General features: G+C 59.7%; 14 protein-coding genes. 5 read left to right on the top strand and 9 right to left on the bottom strand.

Annotated features, from left to right (window positions below; all coding sequences use genetic code 11):
* Positions 1 to 3: 3 nt before the first annotated feature.
* Both J3R75_RS12840 and J3R75_RS12835 read right to left on the bottom strand, forming a co-directional pair.
* Positions 4 to 192, bottom strand: coding sequence for a hypothetical protein (locus J3R75_RS12840; RefSeq protein ID WP_307262121.1), 189 nt, complete (start codon positions 190 to 192; stop codon positions 4 to 6).
* A gap of 167 nt (positions 193 to 359) precedes the next feature.
* Positions 360 to 3,770 (bottom strand): tetratricopeptide repeat protein, encoded by a 3,411-nt coding sequence (locus J3R75_RS12835; protein WP_307262119.1) that lies wholly within the window; start codon positions 3,768 to 3,770, stop codon positions 360 to 362.
* A 1,654-nt stretch (positions 3,771 to 5,424) separates the two neighbouring features.
* Between J3R75_RS12835 and J3R75_RS12830 the strand changes: the two genes are divergently transcribed.
* Positions 5,425 to 8,220 (top strand): immunoglobulin-like domain-containing protein, encoded by a 2,796-nt coding sequence (locus tag J3R75_RS12830; protein WP_307262117.1) that lies wholly within the window; start codon positions 5,425 to 5,427, stop codon positions 8,218 to 8,220.
* 486 nt (positions 8,221 to 8,706) lie between these two features.
* Here the strand turns inward: J3R75_RS12830 and J3R75_RS12825 are convergent, their stop codons facing one another.
* On the bottom strand, positions 8,707 to 9,018 hold the full coding sequence (locus tag J3R75_RS12825) for a hypothetical protein (protein WP_307262116.1): 312 nt from the start codon (positions 9,016 to 9,018) through the stop codon (positions 8,707 to 8,709).
* 260 nt (positions 9,019 to 9,278) lie between these two features.
* Positions 9,279 to 9,473 carry a hypothetical protein gene (locus J3R75_RS12820; protein ID WP_307262115.1) on the bottom strand — a complete coding sequence of 65 codons (195 nt, stop codon included), beginning with the start codon at positions 9,471 to 9,473 and terminating at the stop codon, positions 9,279 to 9,281.
* A gap of 341 nt (positions 9,474 to 9,814) precedes the next feature.
* Between J3R75_RS12820 and J3R75_RS12815 the strand changes: the two genes are divergently transcribed.
* The 3 genes from J3R75_RS12815 to J3R75_RS12805 all read left to right on the top strand — a co-directional run bounded on the left by J3R75_RS12815 (position 9,815) and on the right by J3R75_RS12805 (position 12,297).
* A complete protein-coding gene (locus J3R75_RS12815) occupies positions 9,815 to 10,456 on the top strand; it encodes a type IV toxin-antitoxin system AbiEi family antitoxin domain-containing protein (protein ID WP_307262114.1) in 642 nt (213 codons plus the stop codon).
* On the top strand, positions 10,453 to 11,262 hold the full coding sequence (locus J3R75_RS12810; protein ID WP_307262112.1) for a nucleotidyl transferase AbiEii/AbiGii toxin family protein: 810 nt from the start codon (positions 10,453 to 10,455) through the stop codon (positions 11,260 to 11,262). Before J3R75_RS12815 ends, J3R75_RS12810 begins: the two co-directional genes overlap by 4 nt.
* 222 nt (positions 11,263 to 11,484) lie before the next feature.
* Positions 11,485 to 12,297 carry a tetratricopeptide repeat protein gene (locus tag J3R75_RS12805; protein ID WP_307262110.1) on the top strand — a complete coding sequence of 271 codons (813 nt, stop codon included), beginning with the start codon at positions 11,485 to 11,487 and terminating at the stop codon, positions 12,295 to 12,297.
* A gap of 274 nt (positions 12,298 to 12,571) precedes the next feature.
* Here the strand turns inward: J3R75_RS12805 and istB are convergent, their stop codons facing one another.
* The 4 genes from istB to J3R75_RS12785 form a co-directional block, all read right to left on the bottom strand.
* On the bottom strand, positions 12,572 to 13,309 hold the full coding sequence (gene istB, locus J3R75_RS12800; RefSeq protein WP_307259564.1) for an IS21-like element helper ATPase IstB: 738 nt from the start codon (positions 13,307 to 13,309) through the stop codon (positions 12,572 to 12,574).
* Complete coding sequence (gene istA / locus J3R75_RS12795; protein ID WP_307262108.1) at positions 13,302 to 14,795, bottom strand: IS21 family transposase; 1,494 nt, start codon at positions 14,793 to 14,795, stop codon at positions 13,302 to 13,304. The genes istB and istA overlap by 8 nt, the downstream gene beginning before the upstream one ends.
* The gene (locus J3R75_RS12790; protein ID WP_307262107.1) at positions 14,792 to 15,115 is read right to left on the bottom strand and encodes a hypothetical protein; all 324 of its coding nucleotides are present in this window, start codon (positions 15,113 to 15,115) and stop codon (positions 14,792 to 14,794) included. The genes istA and J3R75_RS12790 overlap by 4 nt, the downstream gene beginning before the upstream one ends.
* Before the next feature lie 107 nt (positions 15,116 to 15,222).
* Positions 15,223 to 15,780, bottom strand: a complete 558-nt coding sequence (locus J3R75_RS12785) for a hypothetical protein (RefSeq protein WP_307262106.1) — start codon at positions 15,778 to 15,780, stop codon at positions 15,223 to 15,225.
* A gap of 370 nt (positions 15,781 to 16,150) precedes the next feature.
* Here J3R75_RS12785 and J3R75_RS12780 point away from each other — a divergent pair, with 370 nt between their 5' ends.
* Complete coding sequence (locus J3R75_RS12780; protein WP_307262105.1) at positions 16,151 to 20,122, top strand: tetratricopeptide repeat protein; 3,972 nt, start codon at positions 16,151 to 16,153, stop codon at positions 20,120 to 20,122.
* Here J3R75_RS12780 and J3R75_RS19890 read toward each other — a convergent pair.
* Complete coding sequence (locus J3R75_RS19890; protein ID WP_370882402.1) at positions 20,119 to 20,403, bottom strand: DUF4372 domain-containing protein; 285 nt, start codon at positions 20,401 to 20,403, stop codon at positions 20,119 to 20,121. The two genes, J3R75_RS12780 and J3R75_RS19890, sit on opposite strands and share 4 nt — an antisense overlap.
* Positions 20,404 to 20,421: the final 18 nt, after the last annotated feature.

Below are 20,421 nucleotides of genomic sequence, written 5' to 3'. Positions count from 1 at the left end.
GATTTATGTTTCCTCGCCGCCCGGCGCGCGATCCAGTGCCGGGCGGTACTCCGTTTCCGCCTCGTCAAAGGCGCCCATGCCTTCGGGGTGCTCGGCCAACTGGTTGATGGCTGAGCTGGTGTCGGTGTGGTTGGGACCAAGAGATTGCTCCTTCTCCTTCACTTGTTTTCGAAGTGCATCGCGCTGTTGCACGGGCGAAGGAGCTGTGGCTTATTGCTGGCTCTGAAAGAACGCGAGCAGTTCCTGGAACAGGGCCGGATCCTCGCGCTGGAGTCTGGCGGCGATCTCCTGGAACTTCGACTTGTCGCGCATGATCTCCTCAAGCACGGCGCGCAGTTTGGGCGAGGGCCGCTTCCGGTTTACCCACCCGCCCCTCCGAGAGCCAGCCCGTCGCGGGCGGCCAAATCTGCCAGTGTGCCGAGGATCTCATCCTCTGGCTTTCCCATCGCGTCAAGCAGGTTGGCATAATTGGTAAGCGCGACCTGCAAATGCGGGTGTTGATGGCCTGTAGCACGGGTGAAGTAGAGGAAAATCTCAACCATACGCCGCATCAGGGGTTCGGCCTCCGCGAGCCGGTTGGTGGCCTTAAGTAACTGAGCCAAGTTGTTGAGATCTCTGGCGACGGACGGATGATTCTCCCTGTAGTTTTGCTCATCGATCATGAGAGCGCGCCGCATCAGGGGTTCGGCCTCATCGAATCGGTTGGTGGCATGAAGCAATGTCCCCAAGTTGTTGAGGTCAGTGGCGATGGACGGATTGTTCTCCGCGAAGCTTTGCTCATCGATCATGAGGGCTCGCCGAAAAAGGGGTTCGGCCTCATCGAATCGGTCGGTGTTATAAAGCAACTGAGCCAAGTTGCTGAGGCGAATGGCGACAGTCGGATTGTTCTCCTCGTAGCATTGCTCACTAATCTTGAGGGCACGGCGCATCAGGGGATCTGCCTCTGCAAAACGGTTGGTGGCCTGAAGCAAATGAGTCAAGTTGTTAAGGTCTCTGGCGACCTCCGGATGGTGCATCCCGTAGCTTTGCTCATCGATCGTGAGGGCACGGCGCATCAGGGTATCGGCTTCCTCGAACCGGCTGGTGTCCAGAAGCAACATCGCCAGGTTGTTGAGGTCAATGGCGACGGAGGGATGTTTCTCCCCGAAGTTTTGCTCATCGATCTTGAGGACGCGTCGCATCAGGAGTTCGGCCTCCGCGAGCCGATTGATGTCCTTAAACAACGCTGCCAAGTTGTTGAGGTTAATAGCGACGTTCGGATGGTTCTCACCGTAGTTTTGCGCATTGATCGTGAGGGCGCGCCGAAAAAGGGGCTCCGCCTCCGCGAGCCGGCTGGTAGCCTGAAGCAACCCCGCCAAGTTGTTAAGGCGAATAGCGACGGACGGATGGTTCTCCCCGTAGCTTTGCTCATCGATCTCGAGGGCGCGCCGCATCAGGGGCTCGGCCTCCGCGAGCCGGCTGGTAGCCTGAAGCAACCCCGCCAAGTTGCTGAGGCCTCTGGCGACGGACGGATGGTTCTCCCCGTAGCTTTGCTCATCGATTTTGAGGGCACGCCGCATCAGGGGTTCGGCCTCCGCATGAAGCGCGGCGCGGAAGGCGAGGAAGTGCGCAAGTTGATTCGCGGCGTAGGAGATAGCGGTGGTTTCGCCCTTGCCTCCAGCCCATTGCTCGAAGGCCCGCACATAGGGCTGGCCCATGGCGCGCTCCTCTTTCAGCCAGACCCAGTAGCCGAGGAGTTCGTTGTCCTCGCGCTTGTGCATGAGCAGGAAGCGGTCGATGTCGAGAAGGCAGGCGCGGAGGCGGTCGCGGGATTCGGCCTGACGGAGCAGCCAGGGCAGTTCGTCCGCTTGCCGCGCATCGACGGGCCGTCCGGCGAAGTCGTCGGCGAGCCGCAGGCGCAAGGCCCGGGCCGTGCCGACCTCCGGCACATACCGTCGTTCGACGGCCGCGCGCAGGTGTTCGTGCGCGAAGGCCAGGACGCCGTCGCGGTCTACTAGGCCATCCTCCAGCGCACAGCGCACGGGCGACCAGAGCGCGGCAGGAAGGGGGGCGGGGTTTGATTTTTGATTTTTGATTTTTGATTTGGGATTGGGTATCTCAGATTGGGGAGTCGAGCCCAGAGCTTGGAGGAGTTCCGGTTCGGTCAGGCCCCGGCGGGCGGCCCAGAGCAGGGACAGCGACTCGCGGACCAGCCCGGGGTGGTCGCGTTCGTAGTCGCGCTCGAAGCGGGCCAGGATCTTGCCCAGCAAGCCGGGGATGTCGGCGGCCTGGAGGTAGTCGGCAATCTGCTGGTCGAGCTTCTGGTGGTCGCCGGTGGCGCGCAGGTCGTCGAGCAGGGTCTTGATGTAGAGCGGATTCGAGGCTGCCGCGACGCCGGCAATCCTGCGCGCGCGGTCATCGGAAAGGCCCTGGGCAAAGTGCTTGAGGTAACGCGCGATCAACTCGACGCGTTCGTCCGGGGTGAGCGGCTCGACGGTGAGCGCGGGCCAGCCGCGCGGCTGGAGGGCGTCGAAGGTGTCGCCGGGAAGGGTGGAGACGATCAGGCGCAGCTCGCCGGGCAGGCGATGCGACAGCCAGGCCAGCAGACGGCCGCGGTCGCGGTCTTCGATCTGGTTGAGCGCGTCAAGCACGAGGACGGCCCCAACGCCCTTCCGCCTGGCATGGGCGACGAGGCGGCCGAGGTATTCGGGGAAGACCTTGATGATCTCCTCGGCCTGGGCGGGAATCTTCCTCTCTTCTTCCTCCATCCCGTGCGAACCAGAGGGATCGTCCGCGCCGCACCAGCGGATGATGGCCACCATGAGTCGGCGCATCAGGGCGAGATGCCCCGCGCTCATGGCGGAGCTGCCGATGTAGTGCTGGAAGACGAAGTCGTTGGGGTGCGCCTGGCGCCAGCGCGCCACCCAGTTGGCCAGCAGCGCGGACTTGCCGCCGCCCGACGCGCCCAGAACGGTCAGGCCGCAGCCATCGGCACCGTCGCGGGCGAAGGTGTCGAGCCGCTCGAAATAGGCCTCGCGCCCGACATAGAAGTCGGTGCGGCGGCTCCTGGCATAGGCTTCGTGGTCGCGGTCTTCGCGCGACCAGACGTCGGGCACCTGGTCGGGCGGGAATTCGACGTCGATAGCGTCGGACAGATCTTTGAGAACGAGCGCGGCAAGGGCACGGGGATCGGCGTAGTTCTCGCGCAGGGGAATGCTCTTGGTCTGGCAGACCGCCCTGACCTTCTCTTTCAGCGTGTCCTGGCGGGTGGGCCGGGCGGTATCCTCCGGCAGGTAGTCGCCGCCCTTGGACGCGGCGTATTGCGGGTCGCGGAAGTAGAAGAAGGCCCGTCCAGCCATCTCGGGGTCGTTGAGCACACCGTGGAGGATTTCCAGTTCGGTGACGCTGTGTTTGGCGACCTCGTTCTTCAGCCAGACTTCTTCATCCAGGAGCGCCGGGGGAAAGGCTTCCGGGCCGGGGGTCCAGCCGTAGCGTTCGCCCAGTAGGCCGATGAAGTAGGGGCGGCAGCGCTTGATCTCCGCCAGACAGTGGCGCAGGGTCTCCTTGCGCTGGGACTGTTCCTCGGTCACGCCCCAGCGCAGGTCCACCTCGACAAACTCCACCGCCCGCCCCCGGCACACTTTGCGCAGGGCCGGCCAGACCCCGACCATGAGTTCGTTGCGGTCCTCGATCATGTCCTTGAAGGTGGAGGAGACAAACACCCGGACGACGCGGTCCTTGGAGGCGCCCTCTTTCCCGAAGATTTTTTCCCCGGAACCGCTTTTTCTCATATAAAACGCCTCCCTTCGAGTATGTCCGTGTCATCCACAGTTAATTCCGCGACTGAAAATGTCTGAAAACCATCGACTATTTCTTGAGCGGAAATGGAACTGATTTGGACCTGGCATGAATGTCTGTTCCATTGACCGAGCAGTTTGTCTCCCGATTTTTCCCCAGCTACCAGCCCCTTCACTCTCTCCGCAATCTCCACCAGCCCTATTCGCTCTGCCCCCACGTAGCCCACTGGCAGCGGCTTGAAGTCCCAGCCGATGAACCGCCTGCGCGGCATGCGCCGGCGGAACGTACGGGCCACAGCGCGACGCACAAGGTCTGATTTTGGCCGAGCCACCAGGTCGTAGTCCGCATCTTACTGGCAAAACATACTGTGTATCGAAACAAAGGCAATTACTCCCCTCTCACGAGGCAGCCGCGCGGCGCAATCGGTCAGTAATCACCCCGGTGGGGAAAACACCGGGGACAATTTGCAGGAAACCCACGGCCAGTCGCCGCCCAGCCATTGGACCTTGATTTCCGCCAACCTTTGCGGCAGCGGGTTTCATAGGAGTCATTGATTATGGCTGATCCTTGGAGACGACTGGATTAGGGACCTTCACATAAACTTTATGGCGCTTGTTGCTTCTGCAAAAAAACTTATGACATCGTGGCATTTCATCGCCGCGAAGCGGCAGAAGCGCTGAAGGCGCGAAACATGATAGCCCAGGGCAAGCAGCGCTGAAAGCGCGCGCCGCCCTGGGTAAAGCGCCAACCAAGGTCGTGTTCCTCGGCCTCTTTGGCCCCGGTCGGCGAAGCTGACCGGGGCCAAAGAGGCAATGGAACCTCACAGCGTTTTCCCCGCTATGTACCTTGCCCATCCGCAGAGTTTTTTAGGTCGCCCTTACAGGGCTCTTTTGGGATGGGGGCTCTACCCTGGGCGGCGCGCCCTGCGGGCGCTTGCCCTGGGCTATCTTAGACCGCGCCGTTGGCGCTGAAAACAAAAGACCGCACGACCAGCGGTTATCAATCACTGACCAATTACCCGCGCGGCGCAATCGGTCAGTAATCACCCCGGTGGGGAAAACACCGGGGACAATTTGCAGGAAACCCACGGCCAGTCGCCGCCCAGCCATCCGACCTTGATTTCCGCCGACCTTTGCGGCAGCGGGTTTCATAGGAGTCATTGATATCTGTTGTTCATGCGATCTTTTTGACTGCCCTGCCGCAAACCATCAGACGACTTGGTCCGTCCGATCTGGCCGAAAAGAGCCGGGATGGCGGCGCTCCCAGCAGGCCCAGGTATCAAGCAAGCGGTCACCGAAGTCCAAGCGGTCCCCAATCAGTCCCTTGTGTCCAATTCGTCATTCCCCATAGTCCCGAAAGTCCCCAGTGTCCCGGCCATGAGTCGTGAGACGTGAGTCCTCGCCCCAGCGCTGCCGCCAACCGGTCCCATCGGTCCCACGCGTTCCCTGAGACCGGTTGATATCAATGGCTGACCGATTACAGCAGGTCTTCTAATTCACAATGAGCCGCTGACCCTAGTTCAATTGAAGCGCTACATTCCTGTAAAAATCATCGTCACGATCCAGCTACACCGTTTCGGTAATGAGAAGATGATGACAGCACCAGGAAAGCTGCCATCAAAACGATTACAAGGGAAAGAAGGATAAAATGAACGGGCATTGCCACTTCAAGACAATAGCATTTCTCCTACTTTCGCTCTCCTGCCTTTCGGCCCGCGAAATCGTTGGCATCGTGGAAACTCACGATCGGCCACTCCCCGGCGCCCCCCCGATCGGCTGGCTTTTCAATCGGATGGGCGCTTCGCGCGGGCTGCTCAATGTTGCAGGAGACGATCCCAAAGGCACGTTTTCCTACTCACAGCCACAGCTCGGCACACTACAAGCCGAATGTGCAAAGCTACCGCCTGGCGAGTTGTGGACTTCCGCCGGCGAATTTCATCGTTTTGGCCACGATATCACCATTGGCGCGATTTATTCCACGGTCATCAAGGCAGACTATCAGCCACGGATTATCGCCGTGGAAGTCGATCTCTCCTCGGCCGCTTCACCTGATGGCCGGGAGGATCTCTCCTTCTCCCTTCAGCTCAAGCATGAAAGCGCGACCCAGAAGGAAGTGATTGCCAGTAAAAGTTGGCCGCGTTCCGAATTGCTCGCCGACGCCTTTCCCAGACCCTTGCGGATGGTCATCGACCCATCGCTAAACAACCGGAGCGTCAATACGCTGGTTTGGCAATTGGACCGGGCCACTGTCGGCGACACAGTCAGCATCGACGAAATCAGACTGATCTATGAAATGCCCGAACTCGAAAAAGCCGAAAAAGCGACAGTGATCTGGCTGGGACAGCTCCTGCGCTGCTACAATAGCCAGGACAGGATCGTCGATGACCGATTCGACCCTGAGCCAGACAAAAGGGAAAATGTCACGGCGACCGGGAAGCTCTGCAAAATCCTGGCCCTAGCCACGAAACAAGGTCTGGTGCAAGCAGATACCGCGCGGGCAAGGGTGGCGGACATGGCCCATACCATTCTTCATGTCCTGCCAAGAGGATCAGCCAACCTGATTCCGCACTTTACGTCCGGAGCTGGGCAGAACAATCTCAGCGAGTGGTCCAGCGGCGACACCGCTTATACTATGCTTGACCTCATCGTGGCTCTACGCATGCTTGATTTGGATAATGAGTTGGCACAGGCCATCGCATACGTCAAGAGCATCGACTGGGCAGCCATGAAGGCCGCCAATGGCGGTTTCCACCACGGCTACAATGTAAATGGCGAACTCCTTAGTGATGCCTGGTATGGCTTTGGCACCGAAACGCTGGGCGTGCTGCTCGCGGCATACATCGGCGGCGTCCCCGGTATGATGGGGCCACCACCCACGGATAATGGCTCCGGCTTCATCGACGAAGCAGGCTATCCAATCACCCCGATCGGCAAGGACCGCTTCGACAACAACTGGTTTGCCACCCGCTCCACAGCGGCACAAACTCAGATTACCTGGTACGCCAACCAGGCACATGCCAGTGACTTCTATAACGCCAAGGGGCTTTTTGGCTTAAGCGCGGGTGATAGACCGTCCGGATGGGACGCGGAAAATGAGAAAATCTATCAGGCCTATGGCATCGGCGGCAACCACATCGCGCCGTTGTACCAGGACAACGGCCACTTCGTCGTGGTCGGGCATTATCATGCGATGATTGCAGACCTGCGGCGGGCAGAGGCGCTCCGTATGCATGACACACTTCTTGCGATGCGCCTGCTTTCTCCCCTCAATATGCTGGAATCAATGTCGATCAACGCCGCCGGCGATGTCATTCACGTCAACGCCCTGCAAGGTGCCTGGAACCTGGCGCTGGGAACAGAAGGCTGGCTGTTCACCGACTCGACTTTGACCCGAGCACTCTACCAAGCGATGGGCGATATCCCCGAACTGGCGGCCGCCTGGCGCTACTATTTCCCCTACGCGGGCAATCCCGATTTTGACTCCGATGGCCTAACAGACCAGGCCGAAGATGAGCTGGGCACACGCTGGGACCATCCTGATACCGATAACGACGGGCTTCTTGATGCGAACGACCCGGAACCAACCGTCTTCAACGAACCTGGTACCATACCGGTGTTAACCATCGAGCCAAACACCATGCGCATTGAGGCCGGCACGGCGCCGCCAGACCTGTTGCAGGGCGTGGCGGCCGCGACTGGCAACGGCGACGACATCACTACGCACATCCAGGTCACTGGCTTGGTCGATACCCAAGCCTTGGGGGAATACTCGGTCCGGTATGCAGTAACATTCAACGACGGCCCGGAAATCTCCGGCGTCCGCACCTATGTGGTATCTGACACCACCCCGCCTGTCTTGGTGGTCGAGACAGACCTGATCCTGAGTATCACGGGCCTTGATCTGGACCTCCGGGCAGGCGTCCAAGCCATGGACTCTTTCGAAGGCGATCTGACAGCCCAAGTGACCTACACCGGAGCCGTTGATACTAGCACGCCAGGTGAATACGTGATTACCTATGAAGTAGCCGACGCCTCCAGAAATGCCGCTATCCCCCAGTCACGCCGCTACTTGATCTCGACGGATAACGACGAAGACCTGCTCCCAGACCTGTGGGAACTGGAATATTTTGGCCACTTCCGCTGGAACGGCGATGATGATCCGGATGCGGACGGCCAAAACAACCGCAGCGAACTGGCCGCCATGACCGACCCTGGGGCCTACGTCATTGCCCTCAAGGCCGGATGGAACCTCGTGTCCGTAGCCAAACTTCCACCCGAAGCAGACTTCGCGTCCGTGTTCAAACCTGGGGCCCTACCCGTTGATAGCCAAGCTTGGCAATGGGCCCCGGAACCGTCAGTTTACGTCCGCTGCCGCACACTATCACCACTCGCGGGAATTTGGGTCTTCGCCTACACTGATGTGGACATCATCGTCAGACCTTGAACGCGGCCGTCTCCAGCTCGCGCAGGCGATGACAGCGCGGCAGAAAGGCTTTTACTCGCCTTTGTTGCCGTGACGCTGTTTGAGTTGCTTGAGAACGCACTCGGCAAGGCCAATCATTGATAAGGAGTCGTTCACAAATTACGTTTACACTTTGCAGGGCAAACCCTTTCTCATGCTATACCTTGCCACCAGCTAACATTTCCCTCTCCACGAAGCGGCAAGCGCCCTGAAGTGGCGCCACATACCTTCCCAGGGGCAGTGCGCTGAAGGCGCGCGCCACCCTGGGAAAACGCCAATTATGGCTGTATTCCTCGGCCCATACGGTTAATTTTTCTGGCAACTGACACCAAACAGCAAATCTTATCAATTATCTGCGTCAATCTGCGGACAAAAAAACTCTTCCCGGTTTTGCGAAAAAGCCATGCCGACAAGCAGGAACTTAGCAGCTGCTTCTTTATCTCCACTGCAGGCAAATCATGATTGGCCCTACTTTTGTGCCTGCATCTCGTGTTCGCTAACCGGATAGGGGGAGGCCTTGCCGGAGTGACAACGAGGACAAAGATGCTTGCCGGCTTCGATTTTCACGATGCACAGGCCGCCGAAACAAGGAGTTGTTGCCATCTTGAAGCCCTTGATTCCCCGGATATGGTAGATGTCACTGGTCGGCAATATGAAAGCATCTTTGTTACCTGTTTTAGTGGAACGAATAACGTAGGGCCGACGCAGGCCAGTCTCGACTGCTTTGGCCGATAACGCCATGGATCGTACTGTGAATGCAAAGGCGTCATTTGCTTTCACAAGGACGACCATGACCGGCTTGCACTGAGGGGAGGATCGGATGCAAGGAACGTCGCGTATAAATGGGAAGACTCGCGACAGCGAGGGGAAACCGTTTATGCCGCGACGGCATCTTGCCGGAGACATTCACGCAGTACAGCGACACGCCACAGCAACCCTTTCGATACCCGCAACGCGCATTCCGTGACTGAAATATTCCGTTTTTCCTAAAACCGGGAAGAACCGGTAACCTCGCTGGAGCGACAACGGGGATAGATATGTTAGCTGGCCTTGATTTTCACTATGCACAGGCCGCCGATGTAATGGGTCGTTGCCACCTTGAAGCCTCTGATTCCCTGAGTATGGTAGATGTCGCTGGTCTGCATCCTGAAAGCCTCCTTGTTATCAGTTTTCGATGAACCAATAACATAAGGCCGATGCAGACCAGCTTCGACTGCTTTCGCCGGTAACGTCATGGTCGTCCTTATGAAAGCAAATGTGTCATTTGCTTTCATAAGGACGACCATGACCGGCTTGCACTGAGGGAATGGCCAGAGGCAAGGAACGTCGCGTATAAATGGGGGGCCCCGCGACAGCGGGGGAAAACCGTTTATGCCGCGACGACACCTTGCCGGAGGCCATTCGCGCAGTACGGCGACACGCCAGAGCAACCCTGTTGATACCCACTCCGTGCATTCCGTGACTGAAACATTCCGTTTTTCCTAAAACCGGGAAGAACCACAAAACAGATAGAGTGGCGGCGACGCTGGGCCTGAACTCTGTTTGCAATCAATAACAGTTGTGCTAATTTTTGGATATGAAATTTGACGACCTTGTAAAGCTTGCGGGAACGATGCCGTGCTTCGATCTGGCGTTGCTGGCGCAGGCGTTTGATGATCGGCGCGAGATGGTCCGGGTTCAGCTCTCGCGCTGGATGACCCAAGGCAAGGTGATCGGATTGCGGCGCGGGATGTACACACTCTCCGAGACCTACCGACGCGTGCCGCTGAATCCTGCCGTGCTGGCGAATGCGCTGTACCGTCCGTCGTACCTCAGCGGTTTGTGGGCGTTGGGCCACTACGACCTGATTCCGGAACGGGTGGTCCGGTTTACCAGCGTGACTTCGCGCGTTCCGCGTCGCTTCGAGAATCCCTTCGGCGTTTTCGATTATCGCAACATCAAACAGGATTGCTTCTTCGGGTTTGCATCGGCGGGTGTCGGTGACCAAAAGTTTCTCGTTGCGGAGCCGGAGAAGGCGTTACTGGATCACTGGCATTTGATCGAGGGGGTGTGGACCCCTGAACGTCTGGATGAAATGCGTTACCAACATGTTGCGCAAGTTGATACCGAACGGCTCAAGCTGTATGCCAAACGATTTCGGAGTCCGCGACTCGACCGGGCGGTCGAACATTGGCTCCGATTGGCATCAGATGCGGAAGAAGGGACGGAGACACTATGAAAGAGGAAGCCTTGGCTTTGGTGCGAGGTATGTCAGATTCCGGACAGGCACTGAACCAGCTCCGGGAATATCTGCAAGCCTTCGTATTACGATCGCTCCACGAAAGTGAGGCGTTCCGTCCACTGGCCTTTGTCGGAGGAACGGCTCTGCGTTTTTTGCATAACCTGCCACGCTTCTCGGAGGATCTCGATTTTTCGCTGGTGTCAGCCGAAGGGTATGACGGCAGGGAATGGATGGCCAAAGTGAAACGGGATTTGACGCTGGCCGGATTCAATCCTGAAGTGACTTGGAACGACCGCAAAATCGTACATACGGGTTGGGTACGCGTGAGTGACCTTCTGCATGACGCGGGTTTGTCAGCCATGTCGGCGGAAAAGCTGGCCATCAAAGTGGAGATCGACACGCGTCCCCCGGCGGGCGCACGCTGCGAGCGCCGGGTGGTGACCCGGCATGTCACATTTTTGCTTCAGTATTACGACCCGCCATCGCTTCTGGCGGGAAAGCTTCATGCTGCGATCACCCGCAAGTACTCCAAAGGGCGGGATTGGTATGATCTGGTGTGGTACCTCTCGCAGCGTCCACCATTGATCCCGAATCTGACCTTGTTACAGAATGCCCTGGATCAAACGCAGGGGGCTGGCCGATACTACGCGCCGGATTGGCGAGAACGGGTTCGCGAACGACTGCTCGCCTTGGATTTTCAAGCCATCGCCGACGATGTCAGCCCGTTTCTGGAACGGCCGCAGGACGCGGCCTTGCTGACCCGTGATAATTTGGATGGTCTGCTGGGGAGCAGTGGGCAGTGAACGATGAACAGAAAGGACGCACCATGAAATTCGAAGTGGACCCCAAGTCAAGGACAAAAACGAACGAATTATCAGTGGGCTCATGGATTCACGCAGGCATTTGGCTGCGAAGCCGCAGGCCGCATCTCCGCAGGAGAGCGGCTGAGCAGCCCTAAATTGACGTCCGCCCCGCAGGGGGCGGAAGTGTGCCACGGGGAATGTCACCCGCAGGTGGTGACGAGTTTGAACAACCTCGCCACTGTGCTTCAGGCCACCAACCGCATCGCGGAGGCCGAACCCCTGATGCGGCGTGCCCTCAAGATCGCTGAGCAAAGCTACGGGGAGAACCATCCGGACGTCGCCGCTTGCCTCAACAACCTGGCGCTGTTGCTTCAGGCCATCAACCGGTTCGCGGAGGCCGAACCCCTGATGCGCCGCGCCCTCAAGATCGCTGAGCAAAGCTACGGGGAGAACCATCCGTCCGTCGCCACTGGCCTCAACAACCTGGCTCAGTTGCTTAAGGCCACCAACCGGTTCACGGAGGCCGAACCCCTGATGCGCCGCGCCCTCAAGATCGCTGAGCAAAGCTACGGGGAGAACCATCCGTCCGTCGCCACTGGCCTCAACAACCTGGCTCAGTTGCTTAAGGCCACCAACCGGCTCGCGGAGGCCGAACCCCTGATGCGGCGTATGGTTGAGATCTTCCTCAACTTCACCCGTGCCACGGGCCATCCACACCCGCACTTGCAGACCGCGTTTGGCAACTACGCTGGCCTGCTGCGCGCTATGGGCAAGCCGGAGGACGAGATCCGCGGCACACTGGCAGATTTGGCCGGCCGCTACGGGATGACTATCGGAGGGATGGGCGGCAGGAAAACCGGAAACACCCCCTCGCCAAAACTGCTCGCCGTGCTTGAAGAGATCATGCGCGATCAGTCGAAGTTGCAGGAGATCGCCGCTCGACTCCAGCGTGACGATCCGGCCCTGTTCCAGGAACTGCTCGCGTTCATCAAGAGCCAGCAGAAATGTGTTACCTGCCAGATAAAATGGCCGTGATTTTGCCAGATAAGCTGGCCGTAGCCGGGTCGCAGGCAGGCGGTTGCCTGGTCCTGCAACCGTAGGAGCGGACTGGAGGTGTATGTCCATTTTTGAGTTGAAAGAGCCAGCCTGGGTTGACTTCACCGGGGCTGTCATGCGCATATGTCCGGGGGCGGGCCGCTGATCATGTTCAGGTCCGTTTGACCGGCAGGGACGGCATGGCATTGGCGGTGAAGGCTCAGGCTGGCAACGTCATGTCTATGCTTTCGTTGTTGGTATTGGTGTTGACGGGTTAGCGCTTTTCATCCAGTCCCGTTCTGACGCTTGGTCCATCGATGAGGATGCTGTCACAGTGGTGAAGCAGCCTATCGAGCAAGGCGCTGACCATTGCGGCGTCGTTGTTGAAGACCGATGTCCATTGGTCGTAGTCGAGGTTGCTGGTGATGGCGGTGCTGCCGGTTTCGTAGCGTTGCGAGATCACCTGAAAGAGGAGATTGCCGCCCTCCTGGTCGATGGGTAGGAAGCCTATTTCGTCGATGCAGAGCAGTTCGGGCGCGGTGTAGTTTCTGAGGATGCGCAGGAAGGAGCCGTTGGTCTGGGCGTTTTTCAGATTGTTGATGATGGCGATGGCCGACTCGAAACGGACATTGTAACCCTTCAGGCAGGCATTATAGCCCAGCGCGGTGAGCAAGTGGGTCTTGCCGACGCCGCTTTTGCCCAGGAGACCGACGTTGCGGCGTTCATCGATGAACTTCAGGGTGAAGAGATACTGGATGAGCTCTCGATTGATCAAGGTGGGGATGGACCATTTGAAGGTATCAAGGGTTTTGATGACCGGGAAGTGGGCGGCCCTGACTCTTCTCTGCGCCGCGCGTTCCCTGCGCGTGGCCACTTCGCAGGCGACGAGCTCCGCGAAGAAGGCCGCCGGCGCCAGTCTCTTGGTGGCGGCGGCCTTTTCAAGCGCGTCGTATTGCTTTTGTATTTGCGTCAGGCCAAGATAGGCCAGGTTGTCGTCGAGGATTTTATCCATGGTTGTTTCGTTCCGTTGTTTTGATGGTTTTGAAGCGGCTCAGATCAGGCGTCGGCACGCGCAGGTCCAGCTGTCCATTGGCGTTGGGCACGTGCAGAACGCCTCGCTGCTCGGGCTGTTGGCGTGAGGCGGTGCTGAGGATGTGCTCGATGTATTCGGCCTTGCACACCTGGAAGTGCAACGCCGTGTCCAACGCCTTTTTGAGGGCTTCCCGCCCATAGATTTCGCCCAGGGCGGTGATGCGGGTCAGGTGCGCGGTGGCATCCAGGGTGGTTTCCTCCAGCTGTCGCAGGAAGTCGGCCGCCGCCGGCGCCAGGCGCAGAAAGTCGCTGCGGAGGTTTTGCAGGCGCGCGGCCTTTGTCCGTTTCATCACGTCCTCGTGGTGTTCGCTCATGATGATTTCCTGGCGCCGGTCGTAGGACCGCGGGTGGGTGGCCACCAGCATGTCGCCGTTGTAGATGGCCACCTTGTGCGGATAGGCCTTCACGGTGAGGATGCTGCCGACGAGGCGATGCGGCACGCTGTAGTCGTTCTGATCGAAGTGGATGCGCCCGAAGCGGTCGACGGTGCGCGAGTCAATGCGCACGCATTCGTAGGGTTCGGCCGCCAGCGGCAGAAGCCGCAGCCGTTCTTCGGCGAGCATGTCGCAGGGGCGCTGCTCGGTCGTGCCGTGTGAACGAACGTTGGCGACCTCGTCCAGCCAGACGCGCAGGGCCGCGTTGGCCTGGTCGAGGCTGACGAAGGTCCGCCCGTCGACGAAGTGGTGCTTGATGTAGCCGACGGCCCTTTCGACGATGCCTTTGCTCTGCGGGTGGCGCGGGCTGCACGCGGTGGGTTTCATCCCGTAATGCCCGCAGAAGTCCAGGAAGGCGGGGTTGTAGCTGACCTCGCCGGCGCCCGGGTGACGCAACACCGCGCAGCGGCAGTTGTCCACGATCATGCGCCGTGGCGAGCCGCCGAAGTAATGCAGGGCGTTCTGCTGGCAGGCGAGAAAGTGCTCCAGGCGTTCACAGGGGATGAACTCCGCGTAGAGCATCCGAGAGTGGCACAGGACCACCGCGCACACGGAAAGACGCCGCTGCGTCTGGCCGCAGTAAATCATGCCGCAGGAACCGAAGTCCACCTCCGCCGCCTCGCTTGGCTCGAAGCATAGCTTCATCACGGCGGGGGGCTGCTTCGGGTGGATCGTCTTCACGTAGCGGGCCAGGCTGCGGTAGCTGCAGGAGATGCCATCCTCGGCCAGGCGGGCGTGAAGCTGCGAGACGGTGTAGGCAAAGGAGTCCAGAAGGCTGCGGATTCGCGTCGCGTGCTGCTCAAGCAGACACGGTCTTTCCCGCTCCGCCGCCTTGACGGGGTAGTCGCTCAGCCGCATGAAGCGGCGGACGCTGCGCGGAGCCATGGCCAGCTTGGCGCCGATCTGCGTGCTGCACAGTTTCTCGACCTTGTGCAGACGGACGATCTCCCAAAAGAGTTCACGGCTGATCATGCCCAGTCTCCCTTCCCCGGTTGCCGCGGCACGTCCAGAACCTGGTACAGGGGAGAGTCCCAAGCGATCAGGCCGTTGCCCAAAAGATTATTCCGGGCCTCTTCGAGCTCGGCGTGGCTCAGCCCGAGGAGATGACAGGTGAGCCGGTCTCCGTAGAAAGACAGGCCGTCGCCGTCGGCGGCCAAAACGAGGAAAAGATACAGCGCCAGAGCAGGCGTCGTGCACAGGCGCAGATGCCCGTCACGCAGCAGACGATGATCCGCCCAGCCGTATCCCTTCGCCAGGACGCGGGGCGGCCGCAGGTGAGTCTTGATGACCATGATTGCCTCCATTCGACGTGGGTTGCAAGGCCCCGGCGACATGCCGGAACGCCATCTACAATGCTCCGGGTAAGTCGGATGGCGACTGGTCTGTGAGGATAGCGTCGCTAGCCTGGAGAAGGAGGTTTTTGTGAGGATTTCATGCTCAAAATGCCGGTGAGGAAAAGCTGGCGCAGAGGAAGATTCTCAAGGCGGAGACCCGTCAGATCGCGGCCGACCGCCTGCGCCCTGGCCAGCATGTCCAGCATGGACGCCGTGTCCTTGGTCTGAAACAACATGGCCAGCAAGCCAATCAGCGTCTGCAGAATGAAGACCAGAAGCATGATGACGCTCAGGGAGCTTTCCCGCGCGTCATGCCTGGATGCGCGAACGGGGGCTTTGGCGCGCAGCCGTGTGGCAGGCGAGCTTGGCAACGCTTCGACCACTGCGCCGCAATACTTGCGACGCAAGCGCTCCACTTTCTTGCGGGCCAACATCGCCTCGTGCTCGGGACGCCGGGATGGCGTCGTGGCCACCTCGCGGTAGTGACGTCGCTGACGTTCCGCCGCGCACAGACGCTGGCAGTCGGCGTGATCGCAGTAACACTTGGACGAAGTGGCCGGCCGATAAAAAACAATCTGCGGACAGCGGGGATTGGCGCAACGAAGGGGTATAGTATTGCACATATTTGGTGTTTTTGGCTGCGGTTGTTTTGGGGGTAAGTTACCAAAATGTACCGCGTCAAAAACACCTTTTTTGTTCCCAGCCCACGGCCAAAAGAATAATCGCCTTGAATAGGGTTGGGAAGAAGACCCAGAGAAGAAGACCTTGCGCTCTCGGAAGTCGCAAGAAAAACCAAACCAGCGCCAGAAGAAAACGCCAGAAGAAAACCAGCCGGGAAGAAAACAACGGCGCGCGAAGAGAAAATCCCCCCTGCCAGATAAAGTGGCCAACGGCCTGTCAAGCCGCGGCCATTGCTAGTGGCAGCGTTACGGTCACTTTATGTGGCAGGTGACAGCAGAAATGAAAAGGCCTTGTCGAAAGAAGGAGAAAATCATGAGCCTTTGGAGACGCTTTATCGGGCGCAACGAACCGGACACGGCTACACCGCGTTCTAATCCGGCACCCGCCGATCCATCAACGCCGGCTTCAGCTCAATCCCTGTCCCCGGTTTCGCGCCCGGCCGCCGCCGCCGACCCGGGAGCGAAAGCCGCGGCCGCCAAGGACCGCGTCGTCCGCGTGTTTGTCTCCTCCACCTTCAAGGACATGGTCGAGGACCGCAACGAACTCATGGCCCGGGTCTGGCCGGCCCTGCGGAGGATCTGCCGAGGACGCGCAGTGGAATTCGTCGAGGTGGACCTGCGCTGGGGCGTGACCGAGGAGCAGTCGCAGCGCAATGAGACCCTGCGCCACTGCCTGGCGGAGATCAAGCGCTGCCGCCCCTTCTTCATCGGCCTGCTGGGCGAACGCTACGGCTGGACTCCCGGCCCGGAAGCCTTTCCCCCGGCGCTCCTTGATGAAGAAGATTGGCTGAAGAACGAGGTCGCCAAACACAGCGTCACCGAACTGGAAATCCTTCACGGCGTGCACAACGACCCCGAGATGGCCGGGCGGGCCTTCTTCTACTTCCGCGACCCGCAACACGCCGCGTCCAAGGGCGGCGACTACCTATCAGAGGATACCACCCGGCCCACCCGCCAGGACGCGCTGAAACAGAAGGTCAAGGCGGTCTGCGCGGCCAAGCAACTCCCCCTGCGCGAGAACTACGCCGATCCCCGTGCCCTGGCGGACCTCGTGCTCACCGACCTCACAGCAGCCATTAACGCTGCGTTCCCGGCCGACCAGGTGCCCGACGTCTGGTCGCGTGAAGACCGCGATCACGAAGCATACGCCAAGAGCCGCCGCACTGACTTCTATGTCGGGCGCGATGCCTATTTCGACCGGCTGGACGCCTATGCCCGCGATGGCGCGCAAGGCTGCGCCCTGACCGTTCTGGGCGCGTCGGGCGGCGGCAAGTCCGCGCTGCTGGCCAACTGGGTAGCGCGCTGGCGCCAGGCGCGCCCCGGCGACTTCGTTTTCCAGCACTACATTGGCAGCTCCGCCATGAGCGCGGCTCACCTCGCCCTGATGCGCCGGCTGATGGTGGCCATCATCCGCTGGTGTGGTGCAGACGATCCATCCGGGGCACGAGTTTTGGAGGAAGAAGAAAGGAAGATTCCCGCCCATGCCGATGAGATCATCAAGGTCTTCCCCGACTACCTTGGTCGCCTTGCCGTAACAGCCAAGCAGAAAGGCGTTGGGGCTGTCCTTGTGCTCGACGCACTCAACCAGCTCGAAGACCGCGACCGCGGCCGGCTGCTGGCCTGGCTGCCGCATCGCCTGCCCGGCGAACTGCGACTGATCGTCTCCACCCTGCCCGGCGACACCTTCGACGCCCTCCATCCGCGCGGCTGGCCCGCGTTCACCGTTGAGCCGCTCACCCCGGACGAACGCGTCGAGTTGATCGCGCGGCACCTCAAACACTTCGCCCAGGGCCTTTCCAATGATCGCGCGCGCAGGATTGCCGGCGTCGCGGCGGCCTCGAACCCGCTTTATATCAAGACCCTGCTTGACGATCTGCGCGTCACCGGCGACTACCAAAAGCTCGACCAGCAAATCGACTATTATCTCAAAGCCGCCGACATCCCCGCCTTGCTGGGCAAGATCCTAACCCGTTTCGAACACGACTACGAACGCGACCGCCCCGGGCTGGTCCGCGAGGCGCTGTCGCTGCTCTGGGCCGCCCGCCGCGGCCTGACTGAACCGGAACTGCTGGAGGCATTGAAACCGGCCGGACAGATGCAGCTGCCTGCGGCGCTCTGGTCGCCGTTACGCTGCGCGTTGGAGGATGGCCTGGTGGACCGCGACGGCGTTCTGGCCTTCGCGCACGAACACCTGCGCACGGCTGTGCAGCACAGGTACCTTTCCAAGCCCAAAACCGTGTGTGCCTTGCGCTTGCGTCTGGCGGACCTTTTTGAGGCCCGTCCAGTGGATATCCGTCAAGCCGACGAACTTCCCTGGCTGTTGTCGAAACTCGAAGCCAGAGATCGCCTGCGTACCTGCCTTCTCGATGTTGGCCGCTTCGTGCTTCTGTTTGACCTCAACGAAGACGAACTGCGACGCTACTGGACAGTAACCTTGCACGACGACAACACGCTCGCCCAGTCCTATGTTCACGCCTTCAACGTGTGGCTGAAAGCACCCAAGCCAACGGTCACGCGCGCTGCCTATGTGGCTAATCAACTTTCCCTGTTTCTGTCCTCTCTGGCGTTCCATGGGGAGGCGGAATTGTTGATGAGGACATCCCTGGAGGAGTACCGTCAAGAGTTCTCGCCAACGCACCCGAACGTCTCTCTGCGTTTGAACAATCTGGCGATCATCCTGCAGGATGCCGGTCGTCTAGCCGAGTCTGAGACGCTCATCAGACAGGCTTTGGCGATCGACGAGGTAAACTATGGCCCAGCACATCCAGCGGTTGCCAGGTGCGTCAGCAATCTCGCGATGTTGTTGCTGGAAATGGACCGCGCTTTGGATGCCGAACCATTGATGCGCCGGGCGTTGGAGATTGAGACCGCTTACTATGGCTTATCGCACCCCAACGTGGCGATCCGCCTCGACAACTTGGCCGGGGTACTTGCAGCCCTGAACCGAAGTGCGGACGCTGAGGATCTGTCGCGGCGTGCGCTGGCCATCAACGAAGTCTGTTGCGGCCCCGATCATCCTTCGGTCGCCACCGTGCTTGGCACGCTCGCCCAGTTGGCCCAAGATAATTTCCGCCTCACGGAGGCCGAAGCCATGATGGGACGCTCATTGCGGATCACGGAACGCAACTTCGGTACCGAGCATCCAAGAACCGCGGAAGACCTTCTTCGTCTCGCGACAATTCTTCAGGACATGAACCGTGGCCGGGACGTCGAGCCGCTCGTGCAGCGTGCGCTGGCGATCAATGAACGGTTCTACGGTTCCGACAGTCCCAAGCTTGCTGTCGCTCTTCTGAGGATGGCGGACCTCTTGCTTGAGGTGGATCGCGTCCAGGAGGCCGAGCGATTTGCTCAGTCGGCGTTGGCTGCCTTCAAAAAGACATACGGTGACGTCCATCCGCACGTCTCTCGCGCACTCAACACGATGGCACAGCTACACCAGCGCGCAGGCCATTTCCATGATGCCGAAACACTGTTGCGTCGTGCGCTCATGATCGATGCGAAGTCTGACAGGATCAACCGTACTGTCACTATCGGAGCGTTGTGCAATCTAGGCATTCTGCTCAAGATGGCAGGGCGCCTGGACGAGGCAGAGCCCATGCAGAGGAAGTGCTTAGCGGTTCTCCAGACGCGCTTCGGCCCCATGCATCCGAAAGTTTCGATCATGCTCACCAACTTGGCGCAGCTGTTGCAGGCTACGAAACGCATTCCCGAGGCGGAGAAATTGATGCGCCAAGCCTTGTCGATCGACAGGCAGCGTCTGAACCCCAACCACCCCCAGGCAGCGGTTTCCCTCAACAACCTGGGCCAACTTTTGAGGATGACTGACCGGGTCGTTGAAGCCGAGCCTCTCTTACGGCAATCGGCTGAGGTTTTGGAGAGTTGCTATGGGGCTGTGCATCCGAAAGTGGCCATCGCGTTAAACAATCTGGGCGCTGTGCTCATATCCCTGAACAGGATGCCGGAAGCTGAAGCGCTCATTCGGCGTGCCTTGAAGATGGACGAAAGCCAATCTCCGCCGAACCTGATGAACATGCCCTACAAGTTGCTGCCGCTTTCCTTTCTCCTGCACAAATCGGGACATACGCACGAATCCGAACTCTATGCTGAACGCGCCTTGTGCACCTCGTTGGAATTCTCACGTCAGGCACGGTGCTCTCATCCATGCACGAGATCGGCTGCTGATAACCTTGCCGGCATTCTTCATGCGAACGGCGTCTCAAGAGTCGACATCATTGAGAGGCTTCGTACGACATATGAGCGGTTTGGGTTAAATTTTGACGCCTAAGTCCGAGCAAAGGCCATCCGCAGGCTACCGTCTCCGTCCCTCACGCCCCTGCCAGCAGCGTCCCCAGCAACGCATCCACCCCTCCGGCGCGCCCGTATGTGGTTCAACTCGGGCTCGTGCAGCCGAGACGCGTCACATATCTCATTCAAGCTGCCCGAGCGGGTGATCTGGCCATAGAGCAGGGCCAGCACGTGGATTGTGCAGGCGAACGACCTGATGTCCGCCTGCGCCTCCCGCGCGATCTGGTCGGGTAGCCCCCCCCGGGAAATATACTGGACGATCTGCCACAGGGGGGGTAA

This window comes from Oligosphaera ethanolica (genome assembly GCF_030814695.1).
In the GTDB taxonomy this organism is placed as follows: domain Bacteria; phylum Verrucomicrobiota; class Lentisphaeria; order Oligosphaerales; family Oligosphaeraceae; genus Oligosphaera; species Oligosphaera ethanolica.
Note: the sequence above shows the minus strand (reverse complement) of the source record. Positions and strands in the feature narration are given on the sequence as shown.